The 19,377-nt window shown below is 65.0% G+C and carries 21 protein-coding genes and 2 tRNA genes; 2 read left to right on the top strand and 21 right to left on the bottom strand.

Going from position 1 to position 19,377, the window contains the following annotated elements:
- Positions 1-15: 15 nt before the first annotated feature.
- The 13 genes from JF52_RS0115830 to JF52_RS0115770 form a co-directional block, all read right to left on the bottom strand.
- Positions 16-966, bottom strand: a complete 951-nt coding sequence (locus JF52_RS0115830; RefSeq protein ID WP_033107546.1) for an epoxide hydrolase N-terminal domain-containing protein — start codon at positions 964-966, stop codon at positions 16-18.
- A gap of 34 nt (positions 967-1,000) precedes the next feature.
- Positions 1,001-1,540, bottom strand: coding sequence for an NUDIX hydrolase (locus tag JF52_RS0115825; protein WP_152594922.1), 540 nt, complete (start codon positions 1,538-1,540; stop codon positions 1,001-1,003).
- Positions 1,537-2,805, bottom strand: a complete 1,269-nt coding sequence (gene clpX / locus JF52_RS0115820) for an ATP-dependent Clp protease ATP-binding subunit ClpX (RefSeq protein WP_033107545.1) — start codon at positions 2,803-2,805, stop codon at positions 1,537-1,539. Before clpX ends, JF52_RS0115825 begins: the two co-directional genes overlap by 4 nt.
- A gap of 183 nt (positions 2,806-2,988) precedes the next feature.
- Entirely contained in the window at positions 2,989-3,294 is a 306-nt protein-coding gene (locus JF52_RS0115815; protein ID WP_033107624.1) for a helix-turn-helix domain-containing protein, read from the bottom strand.
- A gap of 5 nt (positions 3,295-3,299) precedes the next feature.
- Complete coding sequence (locus JF52_RS17690) at positions 3,300-3,455, bottom strand: type II toxin-antitoxin system RelE/ParE family toxin (RefSeq protein ID WP_200881043.1); 156 nt, start codon at positions 3,453-3,455, stop codon at positions 3,300-3,302.
- A 229-nt stretch (positions 3,456-3,684) separates the two neighbouring features.
- A complete protein-coding gene (locus tag JF52_RS0115805) occupies positions 3,685-4,536 on the bottom strand; it encodes an aldehyde dehydrogenase family protein (RefSeq protein WP_033107544.1) in 852 nt (283 codons plus the stop codon).
- On the bottom strand, positions 4,533-5,975 hold the full coding sequence (locus JF52_RS0115800; protein WP_033107543.1) for an aldehyde dehydrogenase family protein: 1,443 nt from the start codon (positions 5,973-5,975) through the stop codon (positions 4,533-4,535). Before JF52_RS0115800 ends, JF52_RS0115805 begins: the two co-directional genes overlap by 4 nt.
- Positions 5,976-6,054: 79 nt before the next feature.
- The gene (gene deoC / locus JF52_RS0115795) at positions 6,055-7,056 is read right to left on the bottom strand and encodes a deoxyribose-phosphate aldolase (RefSeq protein ID WP_033107542.1); all 1,002 of its coding nucleotides are present in this window, start codon (positions 7,054-7,056) and stop codon (positions 6,055-6,057) included.
- A complete protein-coding gene (locus tag JF52_RS0115790; RefSeq protein WP_033107623.1) occupies positions 7,053-7,988 on the bottom strand; it encodes a sugar-binding transcriptional regulator in 936 nt (311 codons plus the stop codon). Before JF52_RS0115790 ends, deoC begins: the two co-directional genes overlap by 4 nt.
- Positions 7,989-8,270: 282 nt before the next feature.
- Positions 8,271-8,918, bottom strand: a complete 648-nt coding sequence (locus tag JF52_RS0115785) for an ATP-dependent Clp protease proteolytic subunit (protein ID WP_033107541.1) — start codon at positions 8,916-8,918, stop codon at positions 8,271-8,273.
- 19 nt (positions 8,919-8,937) lie between these two features.
- Positions 8,938-9,531: an ATP-dependent Clp protease proteolytic subunit gene (locus JF52_RS0115780; protein ID WP_033107540.1), complete on the bottom strand. Its 594-nt coding sequence runs from the start codon at positions 9,529-9,531 to the stop codon at positions 8,938-8,940.
- Between the two features lie 219 nt (positions 9,532-9,750).
- On the bottom strand, positions 9,751-11,199 hold the full coding sequence (gene tig / locus JF52_RS0115775) for a trigger factor (RefSeq protein WP_033107539.1): 1,449 nt from the start codon (positions 11,197-11,199) through the stop codon (positions 9,751-9,753).
- A 60-nt stretch (positions 11,200-11,259) separates the two neighbouring features.
- Positions 11,260-11,336 (bottom strand) — tRNA-Pro (locus JF52_RS0115770).
- 108 nt (positions 11,337-11,444) lie between these two features.
- On the opposite strand from JF52_RS0115770, the gene JF52_RS0115765 reads away from it, so the two are divergent.
- Positions 11,445-11,518, top strand: a tRNA-Gly gene (locus tag JF52_RS0115765).
- A 133-nt stretch (positions 11,519-11,651) separates the two neighbouring features.
- Positions 11,652-12,749 carry a hypothetical protein gene (locus JF52_RS0115760; protein ID WP_033107538.1) on the top strand — a complete coding sequence of 366 codons (1,098 nt, stop codon included), beginning with the start codon at positions 11,652-11,654 and terminating at the stop codon, positions 12,747-12,749.
- Positions 12,750-12,827: 78 nt separating this feature from the next.
- Here JF52_RS0115760 and JF52_RS0115755 read toward each other — a convergent pair whose 3' ends face one another.
- The 8 genes from JF52_RS0115755 to rapZ form a co-directional block, all read right to left on the bottom strand.
- Positions 12,828-13,184: an RNA polymerase-binding protein RbpA gene (locus JF52_RS0115755; RefSeq protein ID WP_033107537.1), complete on the bottom strand. Its 357-nt coding sequence runs from the start codon at positions 13,182-13,184 to the stop codon at positions 12,828-12,830.
- 2 nt (positions 13,185-13,186) lie between these two features.
- Positions 13,187-13,435 carry a preprotein translocase subunit SecG gene (gene secG / locus JF52_RS0115750; RefSeq protein WP_033107536.1) on the bottom strand — a complete coding sequence of 83 codons (249 nt, stop codon included), beginning with the start codon at positions 13,433-13,435 and terminating at the stop codon, positions 13,187-13,189.
- An 82-nt stretch (positions 13,436-13,517) separates the two neighbouring features.
- A complete protein-coding gene (gene tpiA / locus JF52_RS0115745) occupies positions 13,518-14,306 on the bottom strand; it encodes a triose-phosphate isomerase (RefSeq protein WP_033107535.1) in 789 nt (262 codons plus the stop codon).
- The gene (locus JF52_RS0115740) at positions 14,297-15,511 is read right to left on the bottom strand and encodes a phosphoglycerate kinase (protein WP_033107534.1); all 1,215 of its coding nucleotides are present in this window, start codon (positions 15,509-15,511) and stop codon (positions 14,297-14,299) included. Before JF52_RS0115740 ends, tpiA begins: the two co-directional genes overlap by 10 nt.
- A gap of 7 nt (positions 15,512-15,518) precedes the next feature.
- On the bottom strand, positions 15,519-16,529 hold the full coding sequence (gene gap / locus JF52_RS0115735) for a type I glyceraldehyde-3-phosphate dehydrogenase (protein WP_033107533.1): 1,011 nt from the start codon (positions 16,527-16,529) through the stop codon (positions 15,519-15,521).
- A 101-nt stretch (positions 16,530-16,630) separates the two neighbouring features.
- Positions 16,631-17,257, bottom strand: coding sequence for a superoxide dismutase (locus tag JF52_RS0115730; RefSeq protein WP_033107532.1), 627 nt, complete (start codon positions 17,255-17,257; stop codon positions 16,631-16,633).
- A gap of 151 nt (positions 17,258-17,408) precedes the next feature.
- A complete protein-coding gene (gene whiA / locus JF52_RS0115725; RefSeq protein ID WP_033107531.1) occupies positions 17,409-18,386 on the bottom strand; it encodes a DNA-binding protein WhiA in 978 nt (325 codons plus the stop codon).
- 70 nt (positions 18,387-18,456) lie between these two features.
- Positions 18,457-19,329 carry an RNase adapter RapZ gene (gene rapZ, locus JF52_RS0115720; protein WP_033107530.1) on the bottom strand — a complete coding sequence of 291 codons (873 nt, stop codon included), beginning with the start codon at positions 19,327-19,329 and terminating at the stop codon, positions 18,457-18,459.
- Positions 19,330-19,377 lie beyond the last annotated feature (48 nt).

Raw genomic sequence — 19,377 nt, 5'->3', positions numbered from 1 at the left:
GGAGCGCTTCGTTGGTCATGCGGACAGCAGCCCGAGTTCACGCGCGAAGTCGCGCATGCGCGTGGCGATGGCCTGCGGCACCTCTGCAACGGCGAAATGTCCGCCCTCCGGCATCCGATCGAACGAGCGCAGGTCGCGGTAGAAGCTCCGTGCGACGCTCTCGGGGTAGTCGTGTTCATGCCGCTGGATCGCCACCGCGGCCGGCACCTCGACGGGCGGTATCCGCTCGTCATCTTCGGAGTCGAAGTAGCGCCGGAACGACGTGGCGATGCTCTGCGTCGACCAATAGATCATCGCCTCGGTGAGGATGCGGTCACGAGAGATTCTTCGCTCGAGCATCTCGGGCTGTCCCGTCGGCGTATCCCTCCACTCCACGAGCTTCTCCACGAGCTTCTCCACAAGCTTCTCCACAAGCCACGCCAGCAATCCGGCCGGAGAGTCGTTCAACCCAGCGGCGAGAGTGTCGGGACGGGTTCCCTGGATATGGCCGTACGCACCGTCCGGCCCGCCGCTCGCCGAGAGCCGATCGAAGAACGCGCGAGCCGCCGGGTCTTCCACGCCGGCACGCTCCTCGTCGGTGCCGAAGTGGGCATGCGTGGCGAGGATGCCGTGCACGTGATCGGGGTACGTCGCCGCGATCAGATCGCTCACGTTCGCAGAGATGTCTTCGCCGTACGTGAGATACCGCTCATAGCCGAGCTCTTCGGTCATCAGCGAATGCATCAACCGGGCCATGACGGTCTCTGTCATGGTGCCGTCGTATGCGGCCGAGAACGCGAATCCCGGCCACTCCGCGCGCGCTCGCCAGTCGAACGCGCGCCACGAATCGACCAGGTCACGAAGGTATGCCGCATTCATGCCCGTCTCGGGGCGGCGCGGCGAGTCGGGCAGCAACCGTGAACGTGAGAGTCGCTCTCGCAGATCGGCGATGACGTCGTCGGGAACGGAGACTCGAAAGCTTCGCATGCGCTCACCATAGAACGCCCCTCGGACATCGACGTCAGAGGTGCGGCAATGCCTTGTACCAGGTCAGCTGGTGATAGCTCTGCGGCAGGCGCTCCCCCAGCCCGGCCATCGGAAGGACGCGAACGGTGATCAGCTCACCTTCGTCGAGCGATTGACCTGCCACGCGCGTGCAACCGACCGCGAGGAAGTGGTGGACGCGGTTCGTGTGATTGCCGAAGTTCGCCCAGGTCGCGCCGAGATCAATGACCTCCGCAGCGGCATACCCGGTCTCCTCGAGGAGTTCCCTCGTCGCAGCATCTTGCGGCTCCTCGCCGGTTTCGACAGCACCGCCGATCGTGCCCAGCGCGATGATCCCCGCACCGTGGCGGTACTCCTCCACGACGATCGCGTTGCCGTCGACATCGACTGCGAGCAGCGAGATCCATTCGCTCGGCTCGAGCACGTAGAACGGCGAGATCGTGCGCCCCGCAGCATCCACGCATTCGTCTGCACGCAGACGGATCCAACGGTCTGCGACGATCATCCGGCTGGATGTCGTCTTCCACGGCTCGGGGCTGCGCCCCGCAGCACTCACGCGCTCTTGCGCTTGCGCTCCATCACGATGGTCGGCGGTGCACCGTCATCGACGGCGGCACGCGTGACCACGACCTTCTTCACGTCTTCGGCCGACGGAATCTCGAACATGATCGGTCCGAGCACATCTTCGAGAATCGCACGGAGCCCTCGCGCACCCGTCTTTCGCTCCACCGCAAGGTCGGCGATCGACCGGAGCGCGTCTTCCTCGAACTCGAGTTCCACGCCGTCGATCTCGAACATGCGCTGGTACTGCTTGACCAAGGCATTGCGAGGTCCGGTGAGGATCTCGAACAACGCGCTCTGATCGAGCGGCGACACCGACGCCACGATCGGCAGTCGCCCGATGAACTCCGGGATGAGACCGAACTTGTGCAGGTCTTCCGGGAGCACCTCACTGAACAGGTCGAGGTCCTTCGTCTTGTCGTGCAGCGGTGCGCCGAAGCCGACACCGTGCTTGCCGACACGCGACGAGACGATGTCTTCCAGGCCCGCGAAGGCACCCGCGACGATGAACAACACGTTGGTCGTGTCGATCTGCAGAAACTCCTGGTGCGGATGCTTGCGTCCGCCCTGCGGCGGCACCGAAGCGACCGTGCCTTCGATGATCTTCAGCAGCGCCTGCTGCACGCCTTCGCCCGACACATCGCGCGTGATCGAAGGATTCTCGGCCTTGCGGGCGATCTTGTCGATCTCGTCGATGTAGATGATGCCCTGCTCGGCGCGCTTCACGTCGTAGTCGGCAGCCTGGATGAGTTTGAGGAGAATGTTCTCGACATCTTCACCGACGTAGCCGGCCTCGGTGAGCGCCGTAGCATCGGCCACAGCGAAGGGCACGTTCAATCGCTTCGCCAGCGTCTGTGCGAGGTACGTCTTGCCGCAGCCGGTCGGACCGATGAGCAGGATGTTGCTCTTGGCGATCTCGACCTCGTCGGCCTTCTGCTCTGCGAGCTGCAGCGTGCCGTGCGCGCGGACGCGCTTGTAGTGGTTGTACACCGCGACGGCCAGGGACCGCTTCGCCGGCTCCTGACCGACCACGTACTCCTCGAGGAACGAGAAGATCTCACGAGGCTTGGGCAGATCGAAATCGGCGACGCCGTCGGCGGACGATTCCGCCATGCGCTCTTCGATGATCTCGTTGCACAGCTCGACGCATTCGTCGCAGATGTACACACCGGGGCCAGCGATCAGCTGCTGCACCTGCTTCTGGCTCTTTCCGCAGAATGAGCACTTGAACAGGTCAGCGCTTTCACCGATTCGGGCCATGCGCGTCCTCCTTGGGGAGACTGAGAAACTCCTTCGAGCCTAACCTCTCCCTCAGACACTGGGCCGCATTGGCGCGGTCCGGCTCAGATCATGCTCTAAGCCGCATATCGTGCTCGGTTAGCCGACGGATAGACATTCGCCGCAAGCGAGCCACGAGAGCGAGTGGTCCGGCGGGCCAATCCTTTATGTCACCTGAAGGCGCTGGTCGCCCGAGACGTACTCGACGACGAGTTGACCACCGACAGCCTCTAGGTACTTTCGAACAGTCCCGACCTTCGCGTTGTCGAGGTCGCCGCGCTCTATCTTCGAGACCTGACGTTGGCCGACGCCGATACGCTCGGCGAGGTCCTCCTGCGTCAGCCCAAGCGCCTCGCGCAACTCGCGTAGTTGATATGCCCGGACCTCGCTGAGCATCCGCTCCTTGTGGGCGTCGACACGCTCACGGTTGACGCCGCGTTTCGCCAACATCTGCTCACGTGTCAGAGCCATCGCAATCACTTTCCTTTGGTCTTCTTCAGTTGGCGAATGTGAGCGTCGAACAGCTCGTCCGCCACCGGGATGTTTTTCTTGTACCAGCTCTTCCAGTTGCCGGCCTTGTCACCCGCCACCAGTAGCATCCCTCGCCTCTTGGGGTCGAAGGCGAACAGCACCCGCAGCTCAGATTTTCCCGACGAACCAGGTCGGCAACTCAATCGCGGCCATCACCTGCTCATATGAGTCCTCATCGAGAGACTCCAGCCACTCCTCGATCAGCCCGAGCTCGACATCCCACATGACCAAGTGTAGACCCCACAAGGTCTAGACGCAATCTGCTGACGTGCGTGGACGCAACGAAAGCCGAGCTCTCCGTCGGCGGAAAGACGCAAAAAATGACTCGTACTAGATCATGCTCTTCGGGTGCCACACCGTCTTCGTCTCGGTGAAGGCCGCGATCCGCTCCGGCGAAGCCGTCACCTCACCGGGAGTGAGCACGCGCTTGAGCGTGTCGGCCGCGGCGATCTGCAGGTCGACCCATTCGAGCGCGTCTGCACCGGCAAGATCGAGTGCGTTGACGTCCGCGTGCGAGGCCAGCCACGGCGCGATCTCCGCCGGAGAACCGGTGAGCACGTTCACGACTCCCCCTGGCACATCGCTCGTCGCGAGCACCTCGGCGAAGCTGATCGACGAGAGCGGATGCTGTTCGCTCGCGATCACGACGACGGTGTTGCCGGCAACCAATGCGGGAGCGATCACGGAGACAAGGCCCAACAACGCGGAGTTCTGCGGCGCGATGATCGCCACGACACCGGTCGGCTCCGGCACCGAGATGTTGAAGTACGGGCCGGAGACCGGGTTCGCGTTTCCTGCGACCTGCGCGTACTTGTCGCACCAACCCGCGTACCAGACCCACAGATCCACGGCCTCATCGACCTGCGCACCGGCAACGGTGGCAGAGACGCCCTCCTGGGCGACGATCTCGTCGACGAACTGGGCACGACGCCCCTCGAGAACCTCGGCGACCCGGTAGAGCACCTGACCGCGGTTGTACGCCGTCGCCCCCGACCACCCCTTCACGGCTGCACGAGCGGCGACCACGGCATCCCGAGCATCCTTGCGGGAGCCCTTGGATGCGTTCGCCAGGAACGCGCCCTTCGCCGAGAGCACCTCGTAGGTGCGTCCCGACTCGCTGCGCGGGAACTTTCCGCCGATGGCGAGCTTGTAAGTCTTCGGAACAGTCAGTCGCTTGCTCATGCCGAAGCCCCCTTCAGGTATGCGGTGAGACCATGTCGGCCGCCCTCGCGGCCGTATCCGGATTCCTTGTACCCGCCGAACGGGCTGGCGGGGTCGAACCTGTTGAAGGTGTTCGCCCACACGACACCGGCGCGCAGCTGGTCGGCGACGGCGAGGATGCGCGATCCCTTGTCGGTCCAGATGCCGGCCGAAAGGCCGTACGGCGTGTTGTTGGCCTTGGCGATGGCCTCGGCGGGCGTGCGGAACGTCAGCACCGACAGCACCGGTCCGAAGACCTCGTCGCGGGCGATGCGGTGGGACGCTTCGACACCCGTGAAGATCGTCGGAGCGAACCAGAATCCCTTGTCGGGGATGGCGCAGTCCGCCGTCCAGCGTTCCGCGCCTTCCGCCTCGCCGATGTCGCTGAGCTCGCGGATGCGTGCCAGCTGGGCGGCGGAGTTGATGGCGCCGATGTCGGTGTTCTTGTCGAGCGGGTCGCCGAGACGGAGGGTCGACAGTCGCGTCTTCAATCGGTCGATGACCTCCTCGTGGATCGATTCCTGCACGAGCAGACGGCTGCCTGCGCAGCACACATGGCCCTGGTTGAAGAAGATGCCGTTGACGATGCCCTCGACGGCCTGATCGATGGGCGCGTCGTCGAACACGATGTTCGCCGCCTTGCCGCCGAGTTCGAGCGTGACCTTCTTGCCTGTGCCTGCCACCGCGCGCGCGATGTCGCGTCCGACGCCGGTCGAACCTGTGAAGGCGACCTTGTCGACGTCAGGGTGACGCACGAGCGTCGCACCGGTCGAGCCTGCACCGGTGACGATGTTGACGACGCCGGCGGGAAGGTCGGCCTGCTGCAGGATCTCGGCGAAGATGAGCGCGGTCAGTGGCGTCGTCTCGGCGGGCTTGAGGACCACGGTGTTCCCGGCCGCGAGGGCCGGTGCGATCTTCCACGCCAGCATGAGCAGCGGGAAGTTCCAGGGGATGATCTGACCCGCCACACCGAGCGCACGCGGGTTCGCGCCGAGGCCGGCGTGATCGAGCTTGTCGGCCCAGCCGGCGTAGTAGAAGAACCAGGATGCGACGAGCGGCACGTCGACGTCGCGGCTCTCCTTGATGGGCTTGCCGTTGTCGAGGCTCTCGGCCACGGCGAGCTCGCGGGCGCGCTCCTGCACGAGACGTGCGATGCGGAAGAGGTACTTCCCGCGGTCGCGGCCGCTCATCTTCGACCAGACCTTGTCGTACGCACGGCGCGCTGCGGTGACCGCACGGTCGATGTCCTCGTCGGACGCGCCGGCGATCTCGGCGATGTGCGATTCGTCGGCCGGGGAGATCGTCGTGAAGCTCTTGCCGGAGCCGTCGACGAACTCGCCGTCGATGAACAGGCCGTAGCTGTCACGCAGGTTCAGGATCGCCTTGGATTCGGGCGCCGGGGCATATTCCAGGAATGACATATCTATCCTTATCCTTTCACCGCGAAGCGGCGTCCAACTGGTTGCTGACACTTCGACAGGCTCAGTGGTCGAAGCATCCTCAGTCGATCGTGACGTAGTCGGGGCCGGAGTAGTGGCCGGTGGTCATCTTCTGACGCTGCAGCAGCACGTCGTTGAGCAGGCTCGACGCACCGAAGCGGAACAGGTGCGGCTGGAGCCACTCCTCCCCCGCGGTCTCGGCGACTGTGACGATGTACTTGATGGCGTCCTTGGATGTGCGGATGCCGCCGGCGGGCTTCACGCCGATCTTCTCGCCGGTCGCCCGGTACCAGTCGCGCACGGTCTCGAGCATGAGCAGCGTGGTGGGCAGCGTCGCCGCGGGCTGCACCTTGCCGGTGGACGTCTTGATGAAGTCGCCGCCCGCGAGGATGCCGAGCCATGACGCACGCTTGATGTTGTCGTAGGTGTTGAGCTCGCCGGTCTCGAGGATGACCTTGAGTGAGGCATGGCTGCCGTCCTCGCGGCGGCACGCTTCCTTCACAGCGGCGATCTGGTCGAACACGAGCCCGTAGCGTCCCGAGAGGAACGCTCCGCGGTCGATCACCATGTCGATCTCGTCGGCGCCGGCCGCGACAGCCTCGGCGGTGTCCGCGAGCTTGATCGCGAGCGATGAGCGGCCGCTGGGGAACGCCGTCGCCACTGCAGCGACGGAGATCTTCCCGTCGTCAGGGTCGCCATGCAGCGCGCCGAGCGCATCGACGGCGTATCCGACCATGTCGCCGTAGACGCAGACGGCCGCGACGAGCGGAGTCGTCTGGTCACCGGCATCCGGCGTCTTCGCCTTGGCGACGAGCGAACGCACCTTGCCGGGAGTGTCAGCGCCCTCGAGAGTGGTGAGGTCGATCAGCGAGATGATCTTATCGATCGCCCACGCCTTGGACGTCGTCTTGATCGAACGCGTGCCGAGGCCTGAAGCGCGCTGCTCCAGTCCGGTCGCATCCACTCCCGGGAGTCCGTGCAGGAAGCGACGCAGCGTGGCATCGTCGGGCTCTCCGCCCAGCACATCCACCGCGGTGCGGCGGGTGAGTTCTTTGGTCGTCATCGTTCCTCCAACAATGCTCGGGCTGTGTTCTCGTCGGTCACCAGAACGCTGCACAGGCCGCTGGTCACGACTGTACGCGCGATGTCATGCTTCAGGGCACCGGCGGTGACGAAGATCGCCTGCTTCGCCGATCGCAGGCGCTCAAGACTGACGCCGACCGTTCGTGCATCGAGCTGCGAATCGACGATGTTGCCGTCCGCGTCGATGTAGCGTCCCAGCACATCGCCGACAGCGCCGCGACGAGCGAGTTCCTCGACGTCTGCGGGCGTCAGGTAGCCGTTCTCGACGTGAGCGGATGACGCGTCGGCCGGGCCGGCAGAGTACAGATAGGCCTGCGCCTCGGCAGCCTGCTCCAAGATGGCCGAGACAGTCCGATCAGCCTCGATCGCCTGCTTCGTCTCGACGCGTTCCAGGATCGCGGGGCTGGGCAGAAGTGTCGCCTGCCCGCCGGCGCGCTGAGCGATCGTCATGGCGAGGCTCGCCGCCCCACCAGAACGTCGATTGACGCTGACGCCGCCGTTGAGCTGCACGACGGTCACGCCGCTCGCCCATCCCTCCGGCAGCGCTTCGGCGACGGCGGTGAGCGTGCGGCCCCAGCTGACGCCGAGGGTGCGGGGTACCGGGCGAAGGGCCGTCAGATGATCTGCTGCGGCCTGGGCGACTCGATCGAGAGTCGTGCTCTCGTCATCCGGCATCGGCACCACGACCGCGTCAGCGAGACCGAAACGCTCGGTGATCTCACGTTCGAGATTGAGCTTGCGGGCACGCGGATGCACGATCTCGATCCGCACGATGCCCTTCTCCCGCGCCTGGGTGAGCAGTCGCCCGACCTTCCAGCGTGAGATCTTGAGGAGGGCGCCGATCTCGTCCTGCGTCTTCGCCTCGTCATAGTAGAGCTCTGCGACTCGCACGGTGAGCAGATCTTCGTCCACGGCATCCTCCCTTCCGTTTCCGAGTCTACGCATGAGCACACGGTCGCGCATGCCGCTGCTCACATGCGCATAGATCGCAACTGTGGGCGCGCATTCGCTGTCGCCATCGCGTCCTCGCCGTGCACGTGCTTCGGAGAAATGCTCGTTCTTCGGAGCGAAACCTCGGATTTCATCCGAGCCAAGCGCATTTCTCCGAACGAAGCGCACTCTACGGGTGAACCACCGCATCCGGACACGACAAAGGGCTGCAGTCCGAAGACTGCAGCCCTTTGAGGAACCGAGTTACGAGGAGATGCGCTTGCGCGTGGTGAGCACCTGGTCGACGATGCCGTACTCGAGTGCCTCGGCGGCGGAGAGGATGTTGTCGCGGTCGATGTCGCGGTTGACCTGCTCGACCGGCTTGCCGGTGTGCTTGGCCATGGTCTCTTCGAGCCAGGTGCGCATGCGGAGGATCTCCGCAGCCTGGATCTCGATGTCGGATGCCTGCCCCTGCCCAGCCTCGCCCATCGCGGGCTGGTGGATGAGGATGCGTGCGTTGGGCAGCGCAAGGCGCTTGCCGGGTGCACCAGCAGCCAGCAGTACTGACGCAGCCGAGGCTGCCTGTCCGAGTACCACGGTCTGAATGTGCGGCGCGACATACTGCATCGTGTCGTAGATCGCCGTCATCGCGGTGAACGAGCCACCGGGCGAGTTGATGTACATCGTGATGTCACGCTCAGCATCCTGGCTCTCCAGGACGAGGAGCTGCGCCATCACGTCATCTGCTGACGCATCGTCGACCTGCACGCCCAGGAAGATCACACGGTCTTCGAAGAGCTTGTTGTACGGGTCCTGACGCTTGAAGCCGTATGCCGTGCGCTCCTCGAACTGCGGAAGCACGTAGCGGCTGGAAGGCAGGTTGCCTGCGGATTGGAAAGTGGGAGTGTACATATGCGGCCTTTCGAATCCGTTACTTGGCGTCCTGGTCGGTTCCGCCGCCACCGATGACGTCGGCAGCCGATTCGCGGATGTGGTCGACGAAGCCGTACTCGAGGGCCTCGTCAGCGGTGAACCAGCGGTCGCGGTCACCGTCGGCGTTGATCTGCTCGACCGTCTTGCCGGTCTGGCCTGCCGTGATCTCCGCGAGACGCTTCTTCATCGAGAGGATCAGCTGCGCCTGCGTCTGGATGTCGCTGGACGTTCCGCCGAAGCCGCCGTGCGGCTGGTGCAGCAGCACACGCGCGTTCGGTGTGATGTAGCGCTTGCCCTTCGTGCCGGCGGTCAGCAGCAGCTGTCCCATGGACGCCGCCATGCCGATGCCGACGGTCACGATGTCGTTCGGGACGAACTGCATCGTGTCGTAGATGGCCATGCCCGCGGTGATCGAGCCACCGGGTGAGTTGATGTAGAGGAAGATGTCTTTGTCCGAGTCTTCTGCAGCAAGAAGAAGGATCTTCGCGCAGATCTCGTTGGCGTTCTCGTCACGCACCTCGGATCCAAGCCAGATGATGCGATCCTTCAGCAGTCTGTCGAAGACGCTCGTCGCGACTAGGGGTTCAGCCATTTCAGCTCCTGTTTCCGTGTTCGGTGATTCGAATCTACCGGCGCACACTCGGCGGTCAGGCCGTGTTCGCCGTCGGCATATCAAGGTGTCGCGCTCGCCGATCTCCCGAGCGTAGGCGGTCATCGAGCGATGCGGTTTTCCCACTTCTTCATGTCGTCTCCTCATACGCGAAAGGACGGATGCCGCAGCATCCGTCCTTTCGTCACGATCGGGGTGCGATCACTCGGCCTTGTCGGCAGCCTTCTTGGCCGGAGCCTTCTTGGCTGCCGGCTTCTTGGCGGCGGGCTTCTCAGCGTCGTCGTCCTTCTTGGCCGAAGCCTTCTTCGCCGCAGCCTTCTTCGCGGGCTTCTCCTCGGCGGCAGCCTCGGTCTCAACGGACTCGGCCTCGTCGTCGACGGCGACGAAGCCAGACAGGTCAACGGTTTTGCCGTTGGAGTCGACGACCTTCACCTTGCCGAGTGCGACGGCGAGAGCCTTGTTGCGGGCGACCTCTCCGGCCAGGGCGGGGAGCTGGTTCGACGACTGCAGAGCCTCGACGAACTCCTGGGGAGCCATGCCGTACTGCGCTGCGGACTGGATGATGTACTGGCTGAGCTCCTCCTGCGAGACCTGCACATCGGCCTGCTCGGCGATCGTGTCGAGCAGCACCTGCGTGCGGAACTGCTTCTCGCTCGCCTCGGTGACCTCTGCGCGGTGCACGTCGTCCTCGAGGCGGTTCTCACCCTCGAGGTGGTTGTGCACCTCGTCTTCGATGAGCTTCGGCGGCACGGGGATGTCGATCTTCTCGAGCAGCGTCTCGATGAGCTGGTCGCGAGCAGCCGAACCCTGGCCGAAGACGGCCTGCTCGCTCACGCGCTCAGCGAGGCTTGCACGCAGCTCTGCGATCGTGTCGAATTCGCTCGCGATCTGAGCGAAGTCGTCGTCGGCCTCGGGAAGCTCGCGCTCCTTGACAGCCTTGACGGAGACGGAGACCTCAGCCTCGGAGCCGGCGTGGTCGCCGCCCACGAGCTTGGAGTTGAAGGTGGTGTCCTCGCCTGCGGTGAGGGACTCGATCGCGTCGTCGATGCCTTCGAGCATCTCACCGGAGCCGACCTCGTAGGACACGCCCTCGGCGCGGTCGATCTCGGCGCCGTCGATCGTAGCGACCAGGTCGAGCTCGACGAAGTCACCCTTCGCGGCGGGGCGGTCGACGGGGATGAGTGTGCCGAAGCGTGCACGCAGCGTGTCGAGTTCCGCATCGAGCGCGGCCTCATCGGTCTCGACGGCATCGACCGTCAGGGTGATGTCGTCGAACGAGGGAACCTCGATCTCGGGACGCACGTCGACCTCGACCTCGACGATCAGATCGCCGGAGAAGTCCTTCTCGTTCGGCCACTGGGTGATGTCAGCGGAGGGACGACCGACGACGCGAAGGTTCTGCTCGTTCGCAGCCTCGCGGAAGAACTTGTCGAGGCCCTCGTTGACGGCGTGCTCGATGACCGCGCCGCGGCCGATGCGCTGGTCGATGATCGGAGCCGGGACCTTGCCCTTGCGGAAACCGGGGATCTGGACGTCCTGGGCGATGTGCTCATACGCGTGCGCGACGCTGGGCTTGAGTTCGTCCGGGGTGACCGTGATGGTGAGCTTGGCCCGGGTCGGGGTCAGCTTCTCAACGGTGCTGTTCGCCATGCTTGTGTGTTCTCCTTGTGATTTCCGCGTGATCATGCGGTCGTGAGGTATGGAGGGCCGTGGTCGGGGCGACAGGATTTGAACCTGCGACTTCCCGCTCCCAAAGCGGGCGCTCTACCAAGCTGAGCTACGCCCCGTGACCCCGCGCGCGGGAACGGCCTCGTCGAGTCTAACGGACAGGAGCTGCCTCATCGTCCGCTATGATTGTCAGGTCGGCTTCCGCGCCCTCCAGAGGGTCGGATTCCGGGGCTGTAGCTTAGTGGTAAAGCCTCTGTCTTCCAAACAGATGATGCGAGTTCGATTCTCGTCAGCCCCTCCACTTCTCCTCAGGAGGATTCGTGACCGCACCGTCAGTTCCTCCTCGAGGCGGTCACGCCCTCGGCACAGCCTTCGGCGCACCAGTCGCTGCAGTACCGGCACCCGCGCCGAGATCGCACAGAAGGCGAAGCTCTGTGATCTGGGGCGCTCTCGGCATCGTGTTGGTGGCGGGCGGATGCGCTGCCGTGCAGATCGGAGCGAACCTCGGTTACGACGACGCCCTCACCGGCTTCGAGGATGCGATCGATGACGCCGAGGACGGCGTCCGCCTTCTCGACGATGAACTGGCTGCGCTCGAAGGCACTCTCGCCGTCGCATCCGGAATCGCGGGCCATGACGCCAGCGTCCTCATGGATGCCGCCTCGAAGGAAGTGCTGATCAAAACTGTCGGCGAAGCGGAGACAGCAGTCGCGGACGGAACGGCGGTCCGAGAGCAGCAACTCCCAGCAGCCGACGAGAAACCGACCTGGGCATGGGAACTTTTCGGCGAGACTACTCAGTTGAACGCCGACCGCGATGCGACCGACGAACTCGTCGATGACTTTGACACCGCCAGCCAGTCGGCCGACGAAGCGGCACGCACGCTCGAAGACGCAGGTGTCACCGCGATCGCATCGGCCGCGGATGCTGCCTCGGGGTTCGAGGCAGCACACGTGTCGGCCCGAAACCTCGACATCATCGCGCTGCGGTCGGCTGCGGAGCGGCTGCAGCAGAGCAAGGGATCCTTCGATGAGACCGCCGCTGCGGCCTACACCGATCTCGAGACGGCCGCATCGCAGATGCTGACATCTGAGCAGGCAGAGCTCGCTGAGAAGAGCGGACCGCTCTACGAAGCACGCCTGCAGATCGAGGCCTTCGCACGTTCCCTCTCCCCAGGCGTACTGCTCGACTTCGATTGGTCCGAGCTCGTGAACGGTTACGGCTACGCCGACAGCATGGGTGGCTACGCCACCTGGTGGTATGCCGATCCTGGCTACGCGACGATCGAACTGTCGAACTCGGTCGCCGCGTACTGGCCAGGTGCGCGCAGCGAAGCGCTCGTCGCGCACGAGGTCGGTCATGCGATCAGCGTCAAGTGCGACGAAATGTACGACGACTCGGATCAGGCGAACATCGAGGCGTGGGCGACCGCCTGGGCCATCAGTATGGGCTACACCGACGTCGCCAACGGTACCTCCGCATACGGTCCTCCCCCGCAGTCGCTGATCGACACGGCGACCGGGTGCCGCTGAGCTGATTCAGCCGGGACGACGAAACCGCCGCGACGGGTGCGTCGCGACGGTCTCGTCAAGGGTTGAGGAAAAGCTGGTTCACGCCTGCCCGCGACGCTCACGCAGCTGCGTGAGAGCGTCATCGAGAAGCTGTGTCGCCTCATCGTCGGTACGACGCTCCTTCACATATGCGAGGTGCGTCTTGTACGGCTCGTTCTTCGCAAGCGACGGCGGGTTCGCCTTGTCGCGGCCGGCTGGAAGCCCGGACTGCGGGTGGTCGATCGTCTCGGGGATCTCCTCTTCAGGGAGCCCCGCAGCGAAGTGGCGGACCGTCTCGTTCCCGAGCGCATCCCAGTACGACACGGCGGTACGGTCGGCGTGGTAGCCGTGGTCCTGCTCCCCCATGGGGCCTGAGCCCACACGGGTTCCGCGGATCGCGTTTCCTCCACTGGCCATGGTCAGATCACCTCGAGCTTCGTGATGAGTCCGAGCGCGACGATGGAGATGAACCACACGAGCGCAAGGACGATGGTGAAACGGTTGAGGTTTCGCTCCGCGAGACCGGACGAGCCGACCGCAGAGGTCATCCCACCGCCGAACATGTCGGACAGACCGCCACCGCGGCCCTTGTGGAGAAGGATGAGGAGTGTCAGCAGGACGCTGGTGATGCCCAGCAGGACCTGAAGGACGAACTCAAGAATTGCCACGAAGAAGAGCCTTTCGAAGGGGCTGTTGTCTGCCCGTAAGGGTCAAGTATACGCAGTGACGGGGCCGCAGCCCCGTCACCACTTACACTCCGACGTGCTTTTCGAACCGGATGATCGCGGCGAAGTCGTCGACGACGAGACTCGCCCCGCCGACCAGTGCGCCGTCCACGTCGGGCTCACGCATGAAGCTGGCGATGTTCGCCGCCTTCACCGATCCGCCGTAGAGGATGCGGGTGCGCGCAGCGGCGTCCTCATCGAGCGACTTCGCGAGGACTCCGCGCAGCGCGGCGCAGACATCCTGCGCCTGCTGCGGGGTCGCCGCCTGGCCTGAACCGATCGCCCACACGGGCTCATAGGCGACGACGATGTCAGCGGATGCCGGAACGCCCTTCAACGCTGCCTCCAACTGGCCAGCGGGCACGGCGCTCGCGCCGAACTTCTCCAGGTCCTCTGCGGTCTCGCCGACGCAGATCACCGGTACGAGGCCGTGCTTGAGCGCCGCCTGCACCTTGCCTGCCACGACGTCGTCCGACTCTGCGTGGTACTCACGGCGCTCGGAGTGGCCGATGATGACGTATTTGGCGTCGAGCTTCGCGAGGAACGCACCCGAGACCTCACCGGTGTATGCACCGGAATCGTGCGCCGAGACATCCTGCGCACCGAGAGCGAAGGGGATCTTGTCCGCGTCGATCAGCGTCTGCACGCTGCGGATGTCGGTGAACGGCGGGAAGACCGCCACCTCGACAGAGCCGTCCTCGTGCTTGGCGTCCTTGAGCGCCCAATGCAGCTTCTGCACGAACGCGACCGCCTGCAGGTGGTCGAGATTCATCTTCCAGTTGCCCGCGATCAGCGGGGTACGGGTTATGCCCATCCGAGCACCTCCAGGCCGGGTAGCTTCTTGCCCTCGAGGAACTCGAGGCTTGCGCCTCCGCCCGTCGAGATGTGACCGAACTGGTCATCAGCGAAGCCGAGCTGACGCACGGCGGCCGCTGAGTCACCGCCACCGACGACTCCGAGGCCGTCGACCTCGGAGAGCGCCTGCGCGACGGCCTTGGTTCCTGCGGCGAACGCCGGGAACTCGAACACGCCCATCGGGCCGTTCCAGAACACGGTCTTCGAATCGCGGATCGCGTCGGCGAACGCCTTCGCGGTCGCCGGCCCGATGTCGAGTCCGATGCCGGATGCTCCGAACGCGGTCTGCTCGATGGCATCCGCCTCCGTCACCTCGTGCGCAGCATCCGCCGAGAACGACTCCGCCACGACGACGTCGGAGGGCAGAACTATCTCGACGCCGCGCTCAGCGGCCTCGGTGATGTAACCGCGCACGGTGTCGAGCTGGTCCTCCTCGAGCAGGCTGGCACCGACTGCGTGCCCCTGCGCCTTCAGGAAGGTGAACAGCATCCCTCCGCCGACGAGGATGCGATCCACGCGCGGAAGAAGGTGCGAGATCACACCGAGCTTGTCGCTGACCTTCGAACCGCCGAGGACGACCGTGTACGGCCGCTCGGGGTTCTCGGTGAGACGGTCGAGCACGTCGAGCTCGGTCGCGATCAGCAGCCCTGCCGCGGACGGCAGCAGCTCGGCGAGCTCGTACACGCTCGCCTGCTTGCGGTGCACGACGCCGAATCCGTCGGAGACCAGGGCATCGCCAAGCTCTGCGAGTTCCGATGCGAACGACTTGCGCTCCGCGTCATCCTTCGCGGTCTCCCCCGCGTTGAAACGCAGGTTCTCGAGCACGACGACGCCGCCGTCTTCGAGAGACGCCACTGCTTCCTTCGCCGACTCGCCGACGGTGTCGCGAGCGAACGCGACCGGCTTGCCGAGCAGTTCAGACAGTCGCTGTGCGACGGGCGCGAGGCTGTACTGCGGGTCGGGTGCCCCGTCGGGGCGGCCGAGGTGCGAGCACACGATGACACGTGCGCCGGCGTTGATCAGTGCATTCAGAGTCGGCAGCGAAGCGCGCACACGCCCATCGTCCGTTATGACGCCGTCCTTCAGGGGGACGTTCAGGTCACAACGGACGATGACGCGCTTGCCTTCGAGCGAACCCAGCGATTCCAGGGTGCGCAGAGTCATGACGAGCTCAGATACGCTCTGCGACGTACTCGGTGAGGTCGACGAGGCGGTTCGAGTAGCCCCACTCGTTGTCGTACCAGCTGGAGACCTTCACGAGGTTGCCGCTGACGTTGGTCAGCGTCGAGTCGAAGACCGACGAGTGCGCGTTGTGCTGGATGTCGCTGGAGACGATCGGGTCCGCGTTGAACTGCAGATAGCCGGCGAGGCTTCCGTCGGCTGCCGCCTTGCGGTAGGCCTCGTTGATCTCATCGACAGTGATGTCGGTGCGCTCGGTGACGAGCGTCAGGTCGACGATCGAGCCGGTGGGAACCGGAACGCGGTAGGAGGAGCCGCTCAGCTTGCCCTCCAGCTCCGGGAGGACCAGGCCGATGGCCTTCGCCGCACCGGTGGACGCGGGGACGATGTTGATCGCCGCAGCGCGTGCGCGGTGCAGGTCGCCGTGCGGGCCGTCCTGAAGGTTCTGGTCGGCAGTGTAGGCGTGCGCGGTCATCATGAAGCCGCGCTCGATGCCGAAGGCGTCGTTGAACACCTTGGCGAGCGGGGCGAGCGCGTTCGTCGTGCATGAGGCGTTGGAGATGATGTGGTGGTTGGCCGCGTCGTACGTCTCCTCGTTCACGCCCATGACGAACGTGCCGTCAGCACCGGTGGCCGGAGCCGAGATGAGGACCTTCTTCGCGCCTGCATCGATGTGCTTCTTGGCGAGTTCGGCCTTGGTGAAGAAGCCGGTCGACTCGATGACGATGTCGACACCCAGCTCGCCCCAGGGGAGGTTGGCAGGGTCGCGCTCGGCGAACGCCTTGATCTGCTTGCCGTTGACCGTGATGCTGTCGTCGTCGAAGCTGATGTCGGCATCCAGGACGCCGCCCACCGAGTCGTACTTCAGCAGGTGCGCAAGCGACTTGTTGTCGGTGAGGTCATTGACCGCGACGATCTCAAGGTCTGCTCCCTGCGCAAGAGCTGCGCGGAAGTAGTTGCGTCCGATACGGCCGAAGCCGTTGATGCCGATCTTTACAGACACTCAGGTCTCCTGTTTCTCGTGCGCTCTCGCGCGTTTTCATTAGAGAATTCGTGGACGACGGCGTCCCGACGGGCTGTTGTCCGTCGGGACGCCCGTCTTGATTACGACAGTACCAGCAGGCCGTTCGTCTGCTTACGGGCGGCGTCGAGGCGCTGGGCCACGTTCTCCCAGTTCGCGATGTTCCACGCGGCCTTGACGTAGTCGGCCTTCACGTTGAGGTAGTCGAGGTAGAAGGCGTGCTCCCACATGTCGAGCTGGAACAGCGGAATCGTGCCCTGTGCCGAGTTGGACTGCTGATCGAACAGCTGCTGGATGATCAGACGCTGTCCGATCGAGTCCCAGCTGAGCACTGACCAGCCAGAGCCCTGAATACCCATGGCGGTGGCGGTGAAGTGCGCCTGGAACTTCTCGAAGGAGCCGAAGAACTCGTCGATGGCGGCCTTCAGCTCGCCTTCCGGCTCGCCTCCGCCGTTCGGGGAGAGGTTGGTCCAGAAGATCGAGTGGTTCACGTGACCGCCGAGGTTGAACGCGAGGTCCTTCTCGAGCTTGTTCACGTTCGCGAGGTTGCCGCTGTCGCGGGCCTCAGCGAGTCCGTCGAGTGCCGCGTTCGCACCCGTGACGTACGCCTGGTGATGCTTGTCATGGTGCAGTTCCATGATCTTTCCGCTGATGTGCGGCTCAAGAGCTGCAAAGTCGTAGGGAAGGTCGGGGAGCGTGTAGATCGCCATGTCGCTTTCATCCAATCCGCGCCGCGCCGCGGCGCTTGTCGGTCCCCCGCACCACCCGTGTGCGGTGCGGAGCAGACGTTTTCATCCTACTGACGTCAACGGCACAGCGGTGCGGATCCTTCCTCGGATGACGAGAAAAGACGATGTCTGTTCAGGCGTCGAGCCCTGCGGGTACGGCGTCCTCCGTGCTGGGGATGCCCTCCTGCTGCGCACGCTTGTCGGCCATCGCCAGAAGGCGGCGGATGCGTCCTGCGACAGCATCCTTCGTGAGCGGCGGATCCGCGTGGTGACCGAGTTCGTCAAGGCTGGCGTCGCGGTGCGCGAGACGCAGCTCGCCCGCCACGCGCAGGTGGTCGGGCACATCCTCCGCGAGGATCTCGAGAGCACGCTCGACACGTGCGCACGCAGCGACGGCAGCCTGCGCCGAGCGACGCAGGTTCGCGTCGTCGAAGTTCACGAGTCGGTTGACTCCGGCGCGCATCTCACGGCGCTGGCGCATCTCCTCCCATGCGGCCGCGGTCTTCTGGGCACCCATCTGGCTGAGGATCGAGCGGATCGCTTCGCCCTCTCGCACGACGACGCGCGGCAGACCGCGCACCTCGCGCGCCTTGGCTGCGACGCCGAGCCGGTGCGCTGCACCGACGAGCGCCATCGCGGCCTCGGAGGTCGGGCACGAGACCTCGAGCATCGCCGAGCGGCCGGGCTCCGAAAGAGAACCGGCTGCGAGGAACGCACCGCGCCACAGACCCGCGATCTCTTCGCGGGATCCGGTGGTGAGTCTGTTGGGGAGCCCGCGCACAGGTCGGCGGCGCTGGTCGAGCAGACCGGTCTGGCGTGCGAGCGTCTCGCCTGCCGCGATCACACGGACCGCGTAGCGCGCGCCATCGTGCGAGCTCGCGGACTGCACCTGGGCGATCTCAGGACGAACCCCGTAGATCTCGGCGAGATCGCGGGCGACGCGGCGGGCCAGCAGATCAGCGTCGACCTCGGCCTCGACGGCGACACGACCGGCGATCGAGTGGAGCCCGCCGGCGAACCGGAGGATCGCGGTGACTTCCGCGACGCGAACCGTCGGGGGTGCGTTACGGATGCTGACGAGTTCAGCCTTGACGTCGGTGGTTAGTGCCACGGGACTCCTTGTAAAGCGTCATGCGCCGGATCGCGACGCAAAGGAACAGTTTACCGGGCGCCGCGCCGTTCTATTCGCGGCCGAGGTCTCGGTGACGGACATTGACCGCGACACCTGGGATCGAGGCGAGGCGCTTAGCGAGTTCCTCCGCCGTCGCCACCGACCGATGCTTGCCACCTGTACAGCCGACCGCGACGGTCGAATGCCCCTTGTTCTCGCGCTGATACCCCTCCAGCACTGGAACCAGCGCCGTGGCGTAAGCATCGAGGAACTCCGTCGCGCCTTCGCGTGAGAGCACATAGTCGCGCACCGGAGCATCCTGACCGGTGAGCCCGCGCAGTTCATCGATCCAGAAGGGGTTGGGCAGGAAGCGCATGTCAGCGACGAGGTCGACGTCCGTCGGCAGCCCGTACTTGAACCCGAAGCTCAGGATCGTCAGCCGGTGCCGCGCCGCACCCTCCTCGGAGAAGGCCTCGAACACCTGCGTCGCAAGCTGATGGATGTTCAGCTCGGACGTGTCGATGACGATGTCGGCCGCCTCGCGCACCAGCGTCAGGCGCGAACGCTCAAGCCGGATGCCGTCGAGCAGGGTGCCGTCCTCCTGCAGGGGATGCGGGCGCCTGACCGACTCGAACCGCCGCACGAGCACATCATCGGATGCGTCGAGGAAGACCACGCGCACGCTACCGCGCGAACGCAGCGCACGAGCCACCTCGGGGAAGTCGTTGAACAGATTGCGACCTCGCACATCGACGACCGCCGCGACCTTGGGCAGTGCTCCCCCACCGAGATCGGTGAGATCGAGCAACGGGCGCAGCATCTGCGGTGGGAGGTTGTCCACCACGTACCAGCCGAGGTCTTCAAGGGCGTTCGCCACGGTGGAGCGCCCCGCACCGGACATGCCGGTGACGATGAGGAACTCGTTCTTCTCCTCGACGGTCATCGACGGTTCCTCTCCATGTGTAGATCAGCTCCCGCTGTGAAGACCAGC

This window comes from Microbacterium profundi (assembly GCF_000763375.1).
Lineage (GTDB): Bacteria > Actinomycetota > Actinomycetes > Actinomycetales > Microbacteriaceae > Microbacterium > Microbacterium profundi.
The sequence above is the reverse complement of the archived record's forward strand: the minus strand, read 5'-3'. Positions and strand labels throughout refer to the sequence as shown.

Bases quoted from the DNA above. Each gene is read 5' to 3' on its own strand.
- JF52_RS0115830 (WP_033107546.1), bottom strand. From the start codon at position 966: ATGCGAAGCTTTCGAGTCTCCGTTCCCGACGACGTCATCGCCGATCTG.
- clpX (WP_033107545.1), bottom strand. From the start codon at position 2,805: ATGGCCCGAATCGGTGAAAGCGCTGACCTGTTCAAGTGCTCATTCTGC.
- JF52_RS0115815 (WP_033107624.1), bottom strand. From the start codon at position 3,294: ATGGCTCTGACACGTGAGCAGATGTTGGCGAAACGCGGCGTCAACCGT.
- JF52_RS0115805 (WP_033107544.1), bottom strand. From the start codon at position 4,536: ATGAGCAAGCGACTGACTGTTCCGAAGACTTACAAGCTCGCCATCGGC.
- JF52_RS0115800 (WP_033107543.1), bottom strand. From the start codon at position 5,975: ATGTCATTCCTGGAATATGCCCCGGCGCCCGAATCCAAGGCGATCCTG.
- deoC (WP_033107542.1), bottom strand. From the start codon at position 7,056: ATGACGACCAAAGAACTCACCCGCCGCACCGCGGTGGATGTGCTGGGC.
- JF52_RS0115785 (WP_033107541.1), bottom strand. From the start codon at position 8,918: ATGTACACTCCCACTTTCCAATCCGCAGGCAACCTGCCTTCCAGCCGC.
- JF52_RS0115780 (WP_033107540.1), bottom strand. From the start codon at position 9,531: ATGGCTGAACCCCTAGTCGCGACGAGCGTCTTCGACAGACTGCTGAAG.
- tig (WP_033107539.1), bottom strand. From the start codon at position 11,199: ATGGCGAACAGCACCGTTGAGAAGCTGACCCCGACCCGGGCCAAGCTC.
- JF52_RS0115755 (WP_033107537.1), bottom strand. From the start codon at position 13,184: ATGGCCAGTGGAGGAAACGCGATCCGCGGAACCCGTGTGGGCTCAGGC.
- tpiA (WP_033107535.1), bottom strand. From the start codon at position 14,306: ATGGGCATAACCCGTACCCCGCTGATCGCGGGCAACTGGAAGATGAAT.
- JF52_RS0115740 (WP_033107534.1), bottom strand. From the start codon at position 15,511: ATGACTCTGCGCACCCTGGAATCGCTGGGTTCGCTCGAAGGCAAGCGC.
- JF52_RS0115730 (WP_033107532.1), bottom strand. From the start codon at position 17,257: ATGGCGATCTACACGCTCCCCGACCTTCCCTACGACTTTGCAGCTCTT.
- rapZ (WP_033107530.1), bottom strand. From the start codon at position 19,329: ATGACCGTCGAGGAGAAGAACGAGTTCCTCATCGTCACCGGCATGTCC.